The sequence below is a fragment of the Shewanella sp. 125m-1 genome (assembly GCF_052977065.1).
In genome coordinates this window covers 138,940-154,715 of record NZ_JBRILT010000002.1, presented here as the reverse complement: position 1 = coordinate 154,715, position 15,776 = coordinate 138,940, and the positions used below count along the sequence as shown (strand labels likewise).

General features: G+C 46.0%; 14 protein-coding genes. All 14 read right to left on the bottom strand.

Features of this window, described 5'->3' with window-relative positions:
• Positions 1-371: 371 nt before the first annotated feature.
• The 14 genes from ACVBIK_RS01790 to ACVBIK_RS01725 all read right to left on the bottom strand — a co-directional run bounded on the left by ACVBIK_RS01790 (position 372) and on the right by ACVBIK_RS01725 (position 15,735).
• Positions 372-1,802, bottom strand: coding sequence for a flagellin (locus tag ACVBIK_RS01790; protein ID WP_447168932.1), 1,431 nt, complete (start codon positions 1,800-1,802; stop codon positions 372-374).
• 411 nt (positions 1,803-2,213) lie between these two features.
• On the bottom strand, positions 2,214-3,416 hold the full coding sequence (gene flgL / locus ACVBIK_RS01785; RefSeq protein ID WP_447168931.1) for a flagellar hook-associated protein FlgL: 1,203 nt from the start codon (positions 3,414-3,416) through the stop codon (positions 2,214-2,216).
• A gap of 91 nt (positions 3,417-3,507) precedes the next feature.
• Entirely contained in the window at positions 3,508-5,433 is a 1,926-nt protein-coding gene (flgK, locus tag ACVBIK_RS01780; protein ID WP_447168930.1) for a flagellar hook-associated protein FlgK, read from the bottom strand.
• Positions 5,434-5,476: 43 nt separating this feature from the next.
• The gene (flgJ, locus tag ACVBIK_RS01775) at positions 5,477-6,619 is read right to left on the bottom strand and encodes a flagellar assembly peptidoglycan hydrolase FlgJ (RefSeq protein WP_447168929.1); all 1,143 of its coding nucleotides are present in this window, start codon (positions 6,617-6,619) and stop codon (positions 5,477-5,479) included.
• 28 nt (positions 6,620-6,647) lie between these two features.
• Positions 6,648-7,739 (bottom strand): flagellar basal body P-ring protein FlgI, encoded by a 1,092-nt coding sequence (locus ACVBIK_RS01770; protein WP_447161466.1) that lies wholly within the window; start codon positions 7,737-7,739, stop codon positions 6,648-6,650.
• 37 nt (positions 7,740-7,776) lie between these two features.
• Positions 7,777-8,451, bottom strand: a complete 675-nt coding sequence (gene flgH / locus ACVBIK_RS01765; protein ID WP_447161425.1) for a flagellar basal body L-ring protein FlgH — start codon at positions 8,449-8,451, stop codon at positions 7,777-7,779.
• 22 nt (positions 8,452-8,473) lie between these two features.
• Complete coding sequence (flgG, locus tag ACVBIK_RS01760; protein ID WP_447161426.1) at positions 8,474-9,262, bottom strand: flagellar basal-body rod protein FlgG; 789 nt, start codon at positions 9,260-9,262, stop codon at positions 8,474-8,476.
• Positions 9,263-9,272: 10 nt separating this feature from the next.
• Positions 9,273-10,016 carry a flagellar basal-body rod protein FlgF gene (gene flgF, locus ACVBIK_RS01755; protein WP_447168928.1) on the bottom strand — a complete coding sequence of 248 codons (744 nt, stop codon included), beginning with the start codon at positions 10,014-10,016 and terminating at the stop codon, positions 9,273-9,275.
• A 546-nt stretch (positions 10,017-10,562) separates the two neighbouring features.
• On the bottom strand, positions 10,563-11,924 hold the full coding sequence (gene flgE, locus ACVBIK_RS01750; protein ID WP_447161428.1) for a flagellar hook protein FlgE: 1,362 nt from the start codon (positions 11,922-11,924) through the stop codon (positions 10,563-10,565).
• Positions 11,925-12,012: 88 nt separating this feature from the next.
• The gene (flgD, locus tag ACVBIK_RS01745; protein ID WP_447168927.1) at positions 12,013-12,825 is read right to left on the bottom strand and encodes a flagellar hook assembly protein FlgD; all 813 of its coding nucleotides are present in this window, start codon (positions 12,823-12,825) and stop codon (positions 12,013-12,015) included.
• A 25-nt stretch (positions 12,826-12,850) separates the two neighbouring features.
• Positions 12,851-13,267, bottom strand: a complete 417-nt coding sequence (gene flgC / locus ACVBIK_RS01740) for a flagellar basal body rod protein FlgC (protein WP_447161430.1) — start codon at positions 13,265-13,267, stop codon at positions 12,851-12,853.
• A 2-nt stretch (positions 13,268-13,269) separates the two neighbouring features.
• Positions 13,270-13,668, bottom strand: a complete 399-nt coding sequence (gene flgB / locus ACVBIK_RS01735) for a flagellar basal body rod protein FlgB (protein ID WP_447161431.1) — start codon at positions 13,666-13,668, stop codon at positions 13,270-13,272.
• Positions 13,669-13,831: 163 nt separating this feature from the next.
• The gene (locus ACVBIK_RS01730; RefSeq protein WP_447161467.1) at positions 13,832-14,671 is read right to left on the bottom strand and encodes a CheR family methyltransferase; all 840 of its coding nucleotides are present in this window, start codon (positions 14,669-14,671) and stop codon (positions 13,832-13,834) included.
• A 143-nt stretch (positions 14,672-14,814) separates the two neighbouring features.
• Positions 14,815-15,735, bottom strand: coding sequence for a chemotaxis protein CheV (locus ACVBIK_RS01725; protein WP_447161432.1), 921 nt, complete (start codon positions 15,733-15,735; stop codon positions 14,815-14,817).
• Between the last annotated feature and the right edge of the window lie 41 nt (positions 15,736-15,776).

Here is a 15,776-nt window from a genome sequence, read left to right as displayed (position 1 = left end):
CTCAGACGCTAGAGCGCTTCGCTGCTAGGACGCGGCTTCGCCCTGCTATATAAGCAAAAGCCACAGCTATTCACCACAGAGTTCACAGAGCGCTTAGCTACACGGAGAAAGGCAGCGACAAGATTAGTCAGCTAAGGTATGAGGTGTTAAGAGATAAAAGGCAGGGATGGACTGTTGCCATACAAATAAAAAAGCAACAGCAAGTACCACTTGGGTCTTGCTGTTGCTTTTACTGTTACGGGTAAGAAGACAAATCTAGCAGGAGCGGAGCGACGCTCTCGCCGTGACGAAGTCACGTCCTAGAGTCTTCTCAGGCCATTCGTCTTTAAACCGTCCTTGCCTTAACCTGTACTGCCTTAACCAACCCAGTATTAACCTAGCAGTGACAAGGCTGTTTGCGGTAACTGATTCGCTTGAGCAAGCATGGCAGAAGAGGTTTGTGACAGAATCTGCTGCTTAGTAAGTTCCGCAGTTTCTTTAGCAAAATCCACATCTTGAATTCGACTACGGGCATCTGTTACATTTGACTGAACATTGCTTAAGTTATTAATGGTAAAGTTCATACGGTTTTGTACCGCACCTAAGTCGGCACGTTGACCATCAATACCTGCGATTGCAGCATCAATTACAGCTAACGCATCTTGTGCGCCACCCGCACTAGTAATATCCACGCCTGCAACGTTCGTCATTGATGAGTTGCCCGTAGCAGTTGAAAATACATCAGCATTCGCACCAGCGATTGAGAAATCCTTTCCTTTACCATTGAGCTCAATACTACCTACCGCAATTTGATTGACTGCATCTGCAAGTGTTGTAGCCTCACCAGCATGGTTACCTAAAGCTGCCGCTGCGTCACCAGCAGTATTAGCGATTGATACTGAGATATCATCATCAGAATTCAATACCAGCGACCCATCATCGCTTATTGATGCTGTAACACCAACACCATCCGTTTGATTAATGGCATCGGCCATCTTTTCAACACTTTGGTTTTCTACTACTACAGCTTTACCATTGACGGTTAATGTCGCACCTGCGTCATTTGAAATGCTTGAAAACGTTAACTCATTATTAACAGATGCTTCAACGCCTAATTTACTAGATTCTGCATTGATTGCAGCAGCAATGTCCTTAGAACTATCATTAGCAGAATACGCTATTACAGATGTACTTCCTTCTGAAGTAGACAAACGTAAATCGGTCTCAGCCGTTGTGCCATTATCTGTAGCATGGGTAACAAACTTACCCGTTGCTGTGCCATCTTTGCTGAAATCTTTATTGTAATCGTTAGAGCCGATGCTATCTGCACTGGTATTCTTTAATGTTATAGAGATAGTCTCGTTGGCGTTAGCTCCCACTTGGAAGTTCTGCGTACCATAATCACCATTAAGTAACTTCTGGCCACCGAAAGAGGTGGTCTCTGCAATACGGGTTAATTCGGCCTGCAATGATGTCATCTCTTTTTGCATAGCGCCGCGGTCTTCAGCTGAGTTTGAACCGTTAGCCGATTGTAGAGACAAGTCACGCATACGCTGTAAGATGTTAGTTGACTCTTGCATCGCACCTTCAGCCGTTTGCGCGATTGAGATACCGTCGTTGGCATTACGCATGGCGACGCCGATACCATTGATCTGGCTGGTCATACGGTTAGAGATCTGCAGACCTGCAGCATCGTCTTTAGCACTGTTAATACGCAAGCCTGAAGATAAACGCTCCATTGAGGTTTGCGTGCTTGAGTTTGCGCTGTTTAGGTTGCTCTGCGCTCGCATTGATGTAACGTTAGTATTAACGCTAATAGCCATGTTATTACCCTCTTGTTAATTGATCGCCAAGAAATAAACTTGGCTAAAATTGTTAATAGTAAAATTGTATCGGTTACTGCTGTTTAAAATGATTTCGACTGTCTTGTCTTGTCTCATCATTAAGCGCTGTGCATTAAGCACGGTAGTAACCAGAGGACGCCAAAGATTGAATTTAAACTTTGGTGTCAAATAATTTAAAAAGACAAACTCTTTAATCTTTTTAATGCTTTTTTCGTGCCAGTTTTACTTAAATGCCGAAAAATAAGTCGATATAAGATAATTCGATAATTGCTAAGACGGTTTAGGCTGAGACTATACAAACAGGGATGATGCAAGCAGAGACGGGTGCTTTAGCAACATACATAGTGCACAGGACGTCCTTCTAATCCCCCGACTCCCACTCCCTAGTTTCTAGATATAGTCAAACAGCGAAGCTGAGCCCACCTTACTAAACACACTCGAAATGGCATTCAATGCCATCTGCTGTTTCTCAAACTCGGTGATGGCTGCGGCGTAATCTAAATCTTCAAGCATTGATAAAGCCGATTGATTCACCAGCTGATCTTCTTTATGCAAATCGGTATAGCTCTCTAAGCTTTTGAGACTATTGCCCGCAACACTGCGGCTAGTTGCCATCAACTCTTGGCCACTATTGACGTTATTTAATAGCTGCGCCATTTCCGACTGACCTTGAGGGCTATTGAGCTTGCCGCCGTCCTCAAGTAGTGAAATAGCACTGTTTAAGGTATCGAAAATATTAGAATTGGACTCTGGCGACATTGAAAATGAATCACCGGCAACCAGTGTCCCTTTAAACTGCAATTCAATGCCGTCAACGGCAACAGGCTGACTTGGGTCAAAATTAGGGATACTGGTCACTACACCCAACGAGTCGGTGACATTAAGTTCAAGTCCACCAACGCCGTTATCAGCGAAAGCAAAGCTGTAATCACCCGCTACAGGTAAAGTGCTATCTGTCACTTTGGCGCTTTCAACACTGAAACTGCCGGTTTGAGACGTCGAATAATTGACGCTGTAATCCCCCATGGCATTGGCTGCATTCATAAAAACGCTATCGCCGGCAATGTTGCTGCCAACCGTTACGCCAGAGGCCACTATGGTGTCTCTGACTCCTGAGTCGCCGCTGTAAACCACTTTGCCATTGTTATCAAAAGCAAATGGGTCACCATCTGTATTGAAACCACCAAACAAACTATTTCCGGATTCATCTTTACTATTGGCAATCGACAGCAACTCTTCTAGGCTGCTGCGCATCTCGTCGGCAATAGCTTGCCGGTCGGTGTCAGTCAAGGTGCCGTTTACTGAACGCAGCATGCCCTCGTGCATACTTGATACTAGCGTTTCAGCGCTGCCTATTTTGCTTTCGCTCACAGCAAGATTACCTGTAGCGTAATCAATATTTTTGAGGAATTGATTGGTTAACGCGCTCTGCTGGTTTAGGTTATTAATCCCAGCGGCTGCAACAGGATCATCACCGGCAGTATTAACCTTTTTACCCGATGCTAATTGCTCTAAAATCTGGCTAGTTGCTGACTGGCCTTTTAAGACATTACTACTGGTTTGATGAAACATTTGCGCGGTAGAAATTCGCATAATCTTAATCCCTGTTACTAACGTCTTAACCCTAGGCGCTTTAAGCGATAAGCCCTGTAGCTAATCTGATTAACTCTTTAAGCGTGCAGCGCTAGCGCAGTGAGCTAAATAATGTGTTGAATATTTCATTGGCGGTGGTCATGATCCGCGCAGATGCTTGATATGACTGCTGAAAACGCATTAGATTTGCCGCCTCTTCGTCAAGATTCACCCCTGATACACTTTGAACCCGTGTATAGGCTTGGTTGTAAATAGCATCTGCTGAGCCCATCGACATTTCAGCCGACTTAGTCTTACTGCCTATATCTAAGGTTGTGTTTTCAAAGACATCAGTCAGCGTGGTTTTTCCGCCGTTCATCAACTTGGCCTCATTAAGCTTTGCCATGTTCACCAGGTTAGTGTTATCACCTTCGGCAAACGACAAATCGAAGCTGAACTTCTCTGCTGTAGCCGCAGTAGAATCAATCTCAAAGGTAAAACCATGTGCGCTGATAGTTGGCGGCGTGTAAGTCGCTGCTGCGCCCAGTGATGTACCATCAACGTCAAACACTTCAAAGGTTGGCGGTACGGCTGACGGGTCGATTTCAAAGGTAAGTTCGGCGCCCGTTACCGGGAAGTTTGCCGCACTTCTATCGTCAATGCTGACTAAACTCACGTGACTATTGCCTGTATTGGCGGCATCAGCAGTAATTTTAGTTCCCGCCGCGGCAATGCCTTTGCCGTCGGTCATCTCGACCGATAGTGACGCTGCAGCACTAGAAGTTGGGCGTATTTCAAAGGTATCACCCGGGGCCAATGCACTCACATCATCAATATTGATACTAAAGCCATCAGCGCTTTTAAGCTGGTTATCTGTTAGCGTTAAGGTGGTTACATTGCCAGTCGTTGAATCTTTAAGTTCATACTCTCCTGCATCTGTAAACTTAAGCTCGTAACTATTGCCCGTTAAGTCGCCGACATCATCAATATTGACACTTAGATTGGCGGTACCGGTATTGCTTGATAGCGCCCCAACGCGACCGAGTTGCATAGATGGGTCGTTAATGTCGGTAAAGATATTGCCACCCACTTGGCCATTTAAGTCAAACCCTTGAGCCTGGGCTTGGTTAAACGCATCGCTCACTCCTAAAGCAAATTGACCCAGCTCCATTTGCGATGGAATTAATGTTTCATCGCGATAATTAACTAGGGCGCCTAACTGACCACCGAGTTTGCTCGCATCAATAATCATGCTCTTGCTACCCGATTGCGCCGTAATTTGCAGCTCATTTGGGTAAGGGTCGCCTTGGGCGGTTCCCATTTGCATCGACATTTCGCCCGAGACCAACATCATCGAACCGCCGAGCATAATGCTCTTGGCTCCAGACTCTAGTGGTACTACGTTGACAGAGGCATACTCACTGAGCTCAAGGATCAACGCATCTTGCTTGTCTAATAACTGCATATCTTGACCTTGAGACTTCATCAGCTCACGGTTGATACTGCCCAGTTCATTACTGATCTCATTGATCCGGTCGGTCACGGCAGAGATCTGGTCGTTGGTTTGGGTCATTTGCCCATCAAGATGACCTTGCATCTGATTAACACTATTAGCTAGCTGATTCGCACTGGTTAACAACGAACCACGCAGACCCATATCACCTGGGATATCAGCCAACGCGTTCATGCTCGCGAAGAAATCATTTAGCCCTTGCGGTACCGCTTTGCCTATTTGCGAAAACAGTTGGTCAAGCTCACTCATCTTGCTAAAGGTAGTTTGTGATTCACTGACCGCAGTAGAGCCAATGCGAAGCTCGCGCGCCGCATAATCGTTGTAGACACGTTTAACGTCTGACACATAAGTGCCTGCGCCATAAAAATCATTGCCCACACGCTGTGAATCCAGTGTCGACTGTGACACTACCTGACGGTTGTAGCCTGCAGTATTGGCATTGGCGATGTTATTACTGGTAATAGCCAGTTGCGACTGCGAAGCCAGTACACCTGTACGAGCAATATTCATTAAATCTAAAGACATGAGTACTGGCTCCCGACTTCAAGAGATTGAACAAGTCTTTTCTTCATTGCTTAACCCCTTGCAAGACATCGTTAAAGTCTCGAGTAATGGTTTTCATGACCTGAATAACCTTATCGGCGTATTTAGGGTCGGTGGCATAGCCTGCATCTTGCAAGGATCGGATAAATGCTTGTGGATTAGCAGCTTGATTCATGGCGTCTTGATAACGCTCACCGTTAGAAACAAATGACACAAAGTCATTAAAGCTCTGACCGATATCGTCATAAACTCTGAAATTAGCGCGCTGCTTAACCGCAATACCTTGCTCATATTCTAGGGTGCTAACCGAGGCTTTCTCGCCTTGCCAACGGTTGTCGGCCTTAATGTTAAACAGGTTATTACTCTGCTGCCCTTGATGGCCTTTTACCATTTTCTGACCCCAGCCCGTTTCTAGCGCTGACTGAGCAATCAAGACTTCAGGTGTGGTACCGAGTGCCTGCGCCGCTTTTTCTGCATGGGGATATAAACGGGCAACAAATTCATCTTGGCTGGTGAAGTTGGCTTGAGATTTATCGGCATTGCTTGCCGCTGACGGCAACACTTTGCCACTCAATACTGCATCTAATGTCTGCGACTGAGCGCTACTTGTTAATGCTTGTGGAGTCGATGACGCTTGAGTCACCGCACTTTGCTCTAGTGAGGCCGAATTCAGACTAACAGAGCTCTGGCGGGCTTGAGTCTGGGCAATAAGCGGTGAAACGGGGCGCGCCATAGCATCAGAGCCTGAAATACCAGAGGCTGGCATCTGTAACATATCAGGCTTATCCATTGTCAGCGCCGCAGCTTTCGAACCGCCATTAATATCGCCACGTAATACCGATGCGGGTGTGAGTGGACTGTTGGCTGGGTCGAGTTGCTGCACCATCAGATCGGCCAAGCCCAACATGCCTTCACCAGAAAGATTGAGCGACATCTGCTGATCATGCATCTGCTCATAGAACTTGGTGTACTGGCTGTTCATTGGGCTGTCAGACTCAAACACAGCATTAGCGTCACGCATGCTTTGCATCAGCATTTGCACGAAGATCCCCTCAAATTGCTGGGCAACTTCTTTTAATGCACTGGTTTCATCTTTTTGGGCTCTGGATCTTAATGAGTCCAAGCCTCCAAGATCCAGAAATTGCGATGCGTTCGACAGCTTCTCCATGACACCTTTCCAATAAAACTGACAATATTTAGATAATTATCAATTCACCATGCAAAGCGCCTGCCATCTTTAACGCTTCGAGTATCGCAAGCACATCTGACGGAGCCGCACCGACTAAGTTAACCGCCCGAACTAGCTCATCTAGCGTGGTTCCAGGGTTAAACATAAACATACGGCTGTCTTCTTCAGCCACATCAACGGTACTGTCGGTGGTGACAACCGTTTGTCCATTTCCAAAGGGATTTGGCTGTGAAACCTGAGTTGCTTCAGCAATCGTCACTGTTAAACCACCATGAGTCACCGCCGCTGGCAATAATTTGACGTTTTGACCCACGACAATCGTACCGGTGCGAGAGTTAACAATCACCTTGGCTGATTCTGCGGCGGGCTCAACTTCAATATTCTCAAGCGTTGCCAAAAAAGATACCCGCTGTGATACATCTCGTGGTGCACTGACTTGCACTGATGCTGCGTCAAGTGGCCTTGCCATGCCAGGGCCTAACAGATCGTTAATCGCATCGGCTAAACGTTTTGCAGTTGAGAAGTCCGCACGGCGCAAGTTAAAGGTTAAATGATCGCCGGTAGAAAATGGCGTTGCTACAGTACGCTCAATAATCGCGCCATTGGGTATACGTCCAACTGTTGGTGTGTTTTGAACAACTTTAGAGCCATCCATCCCTTCGGCGCTAAAACCACTGACAACCATGCTGCCTTGAGCAATGGCATACACATTACCGTCAACCCCTCTTAAGAAGGTTTGCAGTAACATGCCACCACGTAAACTCTTTGCTTCACCTAAACTTGAAACCGTAACATCTAGGGTTTGACCCGGCTTGATAAACGGCGGCATGTCTGCACTGACGGCAACAACCGCGATGTTTTTAATCTTGGGTCTAAAGTTATCAGGCAAGTTAATGCCAAAATTCTTCAACATGGTTTTAAAGGTTTGCTCGGTATAACGGGTCTTTTCCCCCGTACCCGGTAAACCCACCACTAAACCGTAGCCGATTAACTGGTTACTACGCACACCCTGTACGTTTGCAATGTCTTTGATACGCTGGGCATGAACGGGAGCCGTCAATACCAACATGACACATAGCAATGCTAATTTTAATTTCATCATCCTAAATCCTTAGCAATAGGCGCCAATATAGAGCCTAAAACGGCCACCAGCTGCCCATAAAGAACGAGGCTAACCACCCCACTTTTTGTACTTCGGCGAACGTACCCGTTCCGCTGTACTGAATACGAGCATTAGCCACTCTTTGTGAGTCAATCGTATTGTCAGGTCGAATATCTTGCGCGCGAACAATACCGGTAATGCGAACAAACTCGTCACCGTTATTGATGCTTATCCACTTTTCACCACGAATAACCAGGTTACCGTTATTAAGCACCTGCATCACGTTAGCTGAAATACTGCCAGATAAGCTGTTGCTTTGGTCGGCGTCAGATTCGCGCTTGGTATTCATGCTGTCTTTGTAGCGTAAATCGATGGGATTGCCGCCAATGGTCACATTGCCGCCGCCAGCATAAATGGGGTCAAGCGACAGATCTGTGCCTTTAGAGATCTCGTTATTGGCGCTCTTTTTAGCCTGAGTCTGCTCCATCAATAACACGGTAATGATGTCACCCACTTTTAACGCTTTAATATCAGAGTAAAGGCTCGATGCCTGACTATCTTGATACATAGAGCCGGTTGCAGCGATTTTGGTTGGCGGCGCTTCAGGATAAACTGGCGCGTAATAAGGATCATCAGCAATTGGCTTGCCATTGGTCGAATTACAAGCCGATAAAGCCACCATAAAGAAAACAGCCCACAAACGCTTCATAGTCAAAGCCTCTTAAAATATCTTAAAGATTCTGGTTAACGTAAGACAACATCTGGTCAACCGCAGAGATCACCTTTGAGTTCATCTCATAAATACGCTGACTTTCAATCAGGTTTACCAGCTCTTCGGTCACGTTCACGTTTGAGGTTTCAAGCGCCCCCTGACGGATTGCGCCCATACCATCGAGTGAAGCCGTACCTTGAATAGGTGTGCCACTTGCCCCAGTTTCTACGTACAGGTTTTGTCCCATTGGGTCGAGTCCCGACGGATTAATAAAATCGGATATGGCTAATTGACCTACCACTTGGTTTTCGGCATTACCTGGCGTCTTAACAGAGACTTCACCTTCTGCCGAGACGGTAATGCTAGTGGCGCCTTCTGGAATGGTGATAGCAGGCTGGATCACATAACCTGAACCCGGCGTTACGATTTGGCCTGTTTCATCTAAACTAAACTGACCATTGCGGGTATAAGCTGCGGTGCCATCTGGCATCTGCACTTCAAAAAAACCTGGGCCTTCAATCATCAAGTCGAGCGAGTTATCAGTGGTCAACATGTTGCCCTGAGTAAACATCTCTTGAGTTGCGACCACTTTAGTACCGGCGCCAATACTTAAACCATTGGGCAATTTAGTATTCGATGCGCTAATGCCGCCAGCTTGACTGACGTTTTGGTACAGCAAGTCTTCAAATACAGCACGGCTCTTTTTAAACCCGACGGTACTGGCGTTAGCCACGTTATTAGAAATAACTGAAATATCGGTTTGTTGAGCGTCTAAACCAGTCTTACTTATCCATAAAGCGGGATGCATAGTGTCTCTCCTAGCTTATGCGCATTAAGGAAGAGGACGCGCGATCGTTCTCTTCTGCTGTTTTCATCATTTTCACTTGCATCTCAAACTGACGCTGTAGGTCAATCATAGATACCATCTCATGGACGGCATTAACGTTACTGCCTTCCACTGCGCCGCTTAGCAGACCGACGCTTGGATCGGCCTGCGCATTCTCACCCGACATTAAACGGAACAAGCCGTCTTCACCGCGCATTAAATTTTGATTACCCGGGTTGACCAACTTGATGCGAGCAACCTCTTCAATCACCTCGGCTGTGGCACCTGACGGACGAACAGATACAATGCCATCTTGAGAGATTTCGACCTTTTCAATGGGTAGCGGCAATACAATCGGGCCATTGTCGCCTATCACTGCCGTGCCTCTATCATTACGCAGCACACCAGAGTTATCGAAACGCAAGCTGCCTGAACGGGTATACGCTTCACCGCCATTTTCAGCTTGCACAGCAATCCAGCCATCACCTTTGACGGCAATGTCTAAATCACGCCCAGTGGTTTTTATTGGACCGCTAGAAAAATTAGCTGACGGACTTTCTGTCATCGAGAACACGCGCGTAGGTAGACCTTCGCCAAAAGCCTGCATAGAGCGAGCTTGAGCAAGAGAGGCTTTAAAGCCATCTGTATTTGCGTTTGCTAAATTGTTGGCACTGACCGCCAACGAATTCATATTCTGTTTTGCGCCGCTCATCGCGACATAGAGCAATTTGTCCACTTTACACTCCGTCAAACTTCCGTCTAACGAAATTAATAGCAAACATCGTGCCAAGATATATAAAGAAGGACGCTACGCTGCTAGGACGTGACTATTGACTTTAATTGAATGCCACTACGAGAGCGTCGCTACACTCCTTCTAGGTTAAAGCTAAGATGAGAAAAGCTGAGACGGGCATGCAAAGACGAACGGCCTGCGGCCTGACGGCACGTGACTGTTTGATTGAATTGAAGGTCACTACGGAACGCTTCGCTTACGGAAAAGACTTAACAGATTAAACTGACGGCATAAATGCCGACCTACGAAAAAAGAAGGTTCTAGGTTCTAGGAAAGCATAAAGATCAAAGCAATTGCATAAATAAAACCAATGCAAGCTTTTGACTTTTATTGCGTTTTCTCTAGGACCTAGAAGCGTCCTCGAAGTGAGCCTGCGAACGTTCCGTCTTCCGTGAGCGAAGCGTTCGGCTCTTGTGCTTTTCCTCGGTCCTAAAACCAAGAAGGGACCTCGAAGTGAGCCTGCGAGCGCCCTTCTTAGCTTTTTAAAGCTTAGCGGATTTGCAGAACTGTCTGTTGTAGCGTGTTGTTCACTTCAAGCGTTCTTGAGTTGGCCTGGAAGTTACGCTGAGCAGAGATCAAATCAACGAGTTCGGTCGTCAAGTCTACGTTTGACTGTTCAAGTGCCGATGAACGAACACTACCAAAAGTACCACTGTTTGCCTCTCCGGCAAGTGCCGGGCCTGAGTCTAAACTCGCCTTCCAAGAGGTATTACCCGCTTGCGTTAGCCCTTGCTCGTTAGCAAAGCTCACTAAGGCAACACGTGCAAGTGGTACTGTTGAACCATTGCTGTAACTGGCGTTAATTAGGCCGTCAGCGCCTACTTCAACGTTAGTTAAACGCCCTACCGTAGTACCATCTTGAGTTAACTCTGTCACCTCAAATGGCGATGCATACTGAGTTGGGTTATTAAAGTTTAGCGTTAAGGTCTGGCTACCATCAGCGCCAGCGCCTAATACATCTGCACCACCAACACCTAAGGCTTCTGTTTTAATAACTGCTGGGTTGCTGCCGGTATATGCGCCAGTATCGTTAAATGAAATAGCCGCGCCTTTCCACCCCCCTGCGTTTTCAGCATTAGCAGTGCCATCAGCCGTACCGTCACCGTTGGTATCAGTCTTATACTCACCCGCGGCAGGATCTAAATCGACAGGTTTGCCGTCGACTGCATAAAACGCTACCCAGTTACTCTCACCGGTGTGAGCGGCATTAGGAGGACGTACAAAGTATGAGGTTAAAATGTGTGGCTCACCCAGTGAATCATACATGGTCACTGAGGTTGAGTTATTAAATGTATCTGGGTCATCTGGATCGAACGCTGCTGGATCGAGTGTCGCCTCGCCCGCATTTAGGTTCATCTGAATGCCGACGTTATCAGTCTTAACCGGACTACCTGCGGTATCAGGGATCTGTACCGGTTTAGTGGTGGTTAAACTCACCGACGTCGAGTTACCATCTTTATCTACAGGGAAGGTCTGTAAGAAGTTACCTGCTGAGTCAACGATATAGTTATTAGAGTCAAACTTGAAAGCGCCTGCACGAGTAAATGAATGATCTTGTGATCCCGCTTCAGATGAGGTCACAAAGAAGCCACCGCCGTTAATTGCCATATCGAGCGAGTTATTAGTGAATGCCATACTGCCCTGATGGAATTGCTGAGCAACTTGACTCGTTGTGACACCACCACCCACTGCAGTTTTACTGTTGGAAAAAATAGAGTTCGCGTAAACATCGGCAAATTCTGCGCGAGATTCCTTAAAGCCAGTGGTGTTAACGTTTGCAATATTGTTTGCCGTTGTATTTAGATCTTTTTGGGCTGACGAAATACCGCTCAGTGCAATGTTAAATGACATGATTCACCTCAATCCTTGTTTAATTCGGTTTCGAGACATTGGCGCTTTATCTTAAGCCGCAACATCTCGCAAAATGAGTTTCTAGCTATTAGGTTTCAGATACAGCTAACACATCACTGATCTTAATTCCGCCAACGCCACGTAAGTTTAAGATAGCGCCTGTCGCTGCTGTGCCAAGTGAAACGCTAGTAACATGTGCGTAAGTCGATACCGGTAGCTCTTCGCTTGTGCCGTTAACTTTACCGCTGGCTTTGAAGGTATAGTTACCATCAGCTACGGGCTGGCCGTTCTTATCTAAACCATCCCAACTGACATCGATATTGCCACCCGCACTGCCATCGACATTGTAGGTAGTGATTAGCTGACCTTTTTCATCTTCGATACGGACGATGATTGATTCGACAGGTTCCGGCGTACTGATGATGCCTTTCATGTTCGGATCTTCAGCAGAGATATGCGCTGTATCCGACGGGATAAGTACCTTTTGGCCAACAAGGCCTGAGGCCTGTAACGCCTGACTTGAGCTGGTTAACGCATTTAGATTAACAATCTCTTCGTTCAGTTTGCTGATCCCGTCTACCGTTGAGAAAGACGCCATCTGCTGGATCATCTGATCATTTTCAACAGGCTTAAAGGGATCTTGCATCGACAGCTGTTGACTCAATAGCGAGAAGAAATCCTCTTGGGTTAACTCCTGGCTATTGGGTTCAGGAATAGCGCTTTCTTCAGGCAAACGTAAGCCATCAAGAAACGGGTTACCCGTTGATGTCTGCTCAGTGTTAGTCGCCGATGCAGCCGTACTCTGAGTCGCAGCCTGCGCTGTTTGTGGCGAAATAGCATTAGCCTGTTGTGGCTGGCTAGCAGCCGGCTGTGTTGCGGTGAGCGGATTAATAAGGCTCAAAATTTACCTCCAGCTTTCACTGAGTTTATTTGCCCATTTTTAATGTCTGCTGAAGCATCGATTTTGCTGCTTCAGTGACTTGTACGTTCATTTGATAAGAGCGAGAGGCTGAAATCATGTTAGCCATCTCCTCCATTACATTTACATTAGGCTTGTAGATGAAGCCATCGGTGTCCGCCATAGGGTGACCTGGCGAAAACTCTTTATTCAGTGGCATATCACTTTCAACAATCCCTTTAACGGCAACTGACTGCGCTGCACTTTGATGCTGCTGCGCCTTACTCATTTCAGCTTCAAAGATAGGATGACGCGCACGGTAGGTTTCACCCACACTGCTTGATACAGAATCAGCATTGGCAATATTACTCGCCGTGGTGTTAAGTCTGACCGATTGGGCCGACATACCAGAACCTGCAACGTTAAAAATATTAAATAAGCTCATGATTAACTGCCTCTAAGTGCTTTTTTCATACCGGCGAACTTACTGTCAAGAAAACCCAGTGACATTTGATATTCCAGTGCGTTTTGCATAAAAGAAGACTGCTCTTGCTGAATATCAACCGTGTTACCGTCACCTGTATCAGGCTGATTTGGCACTCGGTAGCCCACATGTTGCTGAGTTAATGCCGCCATATCGAAGTGTTTAGTATCGCTTTTAGCCATAGCTAAACCCGATTGCTGAGATTGAGCCGCCCCCATCGCTTTAGAAAAATCGATATCACGGGCTTTATAATTTGGCGTATCAGCATTTGCAATATTTGAAGACAGGATCTCTGCACGCTGGGAGCGAACGCCCAAAGTGTATTGATGAACCCCTAATGCTTTGTCAAAACTAATCGCCATAAAATTGCCTCCTCAGCTCGATAGCTAGAACAAAGCAATAGTTGTGCCAAATTAGAGAGATACTAGAAAGATTAGCTAGGAGACACATTCAACATCGAATGCTAGAGATAAAAAACGCGTCACAAAGACGCGTTAGTAGAAGCAGAATCGAGCAAACAAAGCATTAGCCTCGTTTTTGATAGTAGATCCCAGGGTTACAACGCACCATATCAAATTCATCAGACAGACCCGCTATAGACTCGGACGCGCCTAGAAACAGTATGCCGTTAGGATTTAACGCGGCAGCAAATTGCCGTAGGATTTTCCGCTTTGCCTCTGGTGAAAAATAGATCAACACATTACGGCAAAAAATAATATCGAACTTGCCTAGTAAGGTATAACTTTCTAGCAGGTTATGAGCGCGAAAATTGACTAAGCGCTTAACGTTGTCTTTAACAACCATGTTGCCTGAGGGCAAAGCATCAAAAAACTGACGTTTGCGTTCATCAGACAAACCACGACCTAAGGCAAGATTATCGTATTGCGCATTTTTACAGCGCTCAAGCATAGAGGGTGACAAATCTGTTGCCAGAATACTTGCACTGGCGGGTAAGCTGCCAGGCTTGCGCTGTTGATGCTCTAATATTGTCATGGCTAACGAATACGGCTCTTGACCTGAAGAACAGGCTGCAGACCAGATTTTTACCGGTCGGCCTAAACGACTAAATGTGGGTAAAATCGTACTCGACAATAACTCGAAAGGATAACGGTCGCGAAACCATAAGGTTTCATTTGTCGTCATAGCATCGATAACTTCAGTGCGCAATTGGCGCTCAGTCGGTTTCATCGAATGCTTAACCACGTCTGATAAGGATGGCAAATTATATTTGCCCATAAGAGGTGCTAGTCGGCTACGCACCAGATACTGCTTATTTTCTCCCAACACAATACCGCTGTGCTGTTCTAAGAATAATCTAAATTGATTGTACTCATTCTCAGCAAGAGATTTATTCGCCACTCTAATATCCTAATTCAGTAAAACAAACCACAGTGGTCAATCAACATCGACCACGGGTGAAAACGAACGCAGGTTTATACCTTAGCATCAACACAAACACAAGCAAGCTATGGTTTATGCTGATACTAAATAACGGCAACTAACGGCAACTACAGGCTTAAATGCTTGTTTACCGCTGCGGCTAACTCATCAGGGTTAAACTTAGCGATAAAATCGTTAGCCCCCACCTTTTGCACCATCGCCTGATTAAACACACCGCTTAATGAAGTGTGTAATACCACTTTAATGTTTCTTAGCTTAGGATCATCACGAATTTCTGCGGTTAAGGTATAACCATCCATCTCTGGCATTTCAATGTCAGAAATAATCAATGGGATCTCAGTTGATACGTCATCAAGCTCTGCCGATATCGCCCGCAGTTTATTCAACGCTTCTCTACCGTCTTTGGCTGTATCTATTTGTAAATCGAGCGAAGTGAGCGCGCGAATAATTTGCTTACGAGCGACCGATGAGTCATCAATCACCATAATGTGGTAATGCTTATCACGGTCAATCGTTAAGGCATCATCCAGCTCTTTACTGGTGTTTGTGTTAACGGGTGAAATTTCATCAAGAATTCTCTCAACATCTAAAATCTCAACTAATTCGTTTTCAATTTCAGTCACCGCGGTCAGATAAGAGGATTTGCCCGCCCCTTGTGGTGGCGGCATAATGGCTTCCCAGTTCATATTAATAATTCGCTCAACTGAACTGACCAAGAAGCCCTGCACACTGCGGTTATATTCTGAGATAATAATGAAGCTGTTTTCAATATTCTCGATTGGACGACCACCGGTTGCCGCACTCAAGTCAATCACCGAAATCATCATACCGCGAACATGAGCAACGCCGCGCACCTTGGAGTTCAATTTTGGTAAGTTTGTTAAAGGTGGACACTGCAACACCTCTTTGACTTTAAAAACATTAATACCAAATCGTTGACGTCCATTTAGCTTAAATAACAATAATTCCAGGCGGTTTTGTCCAACCAATTGAGTCCGTTTATTGACTGATTCGAGAATATTCGACATACATTTTTTGCCTTGTACCTACTCATGTAGGCGATATCTAT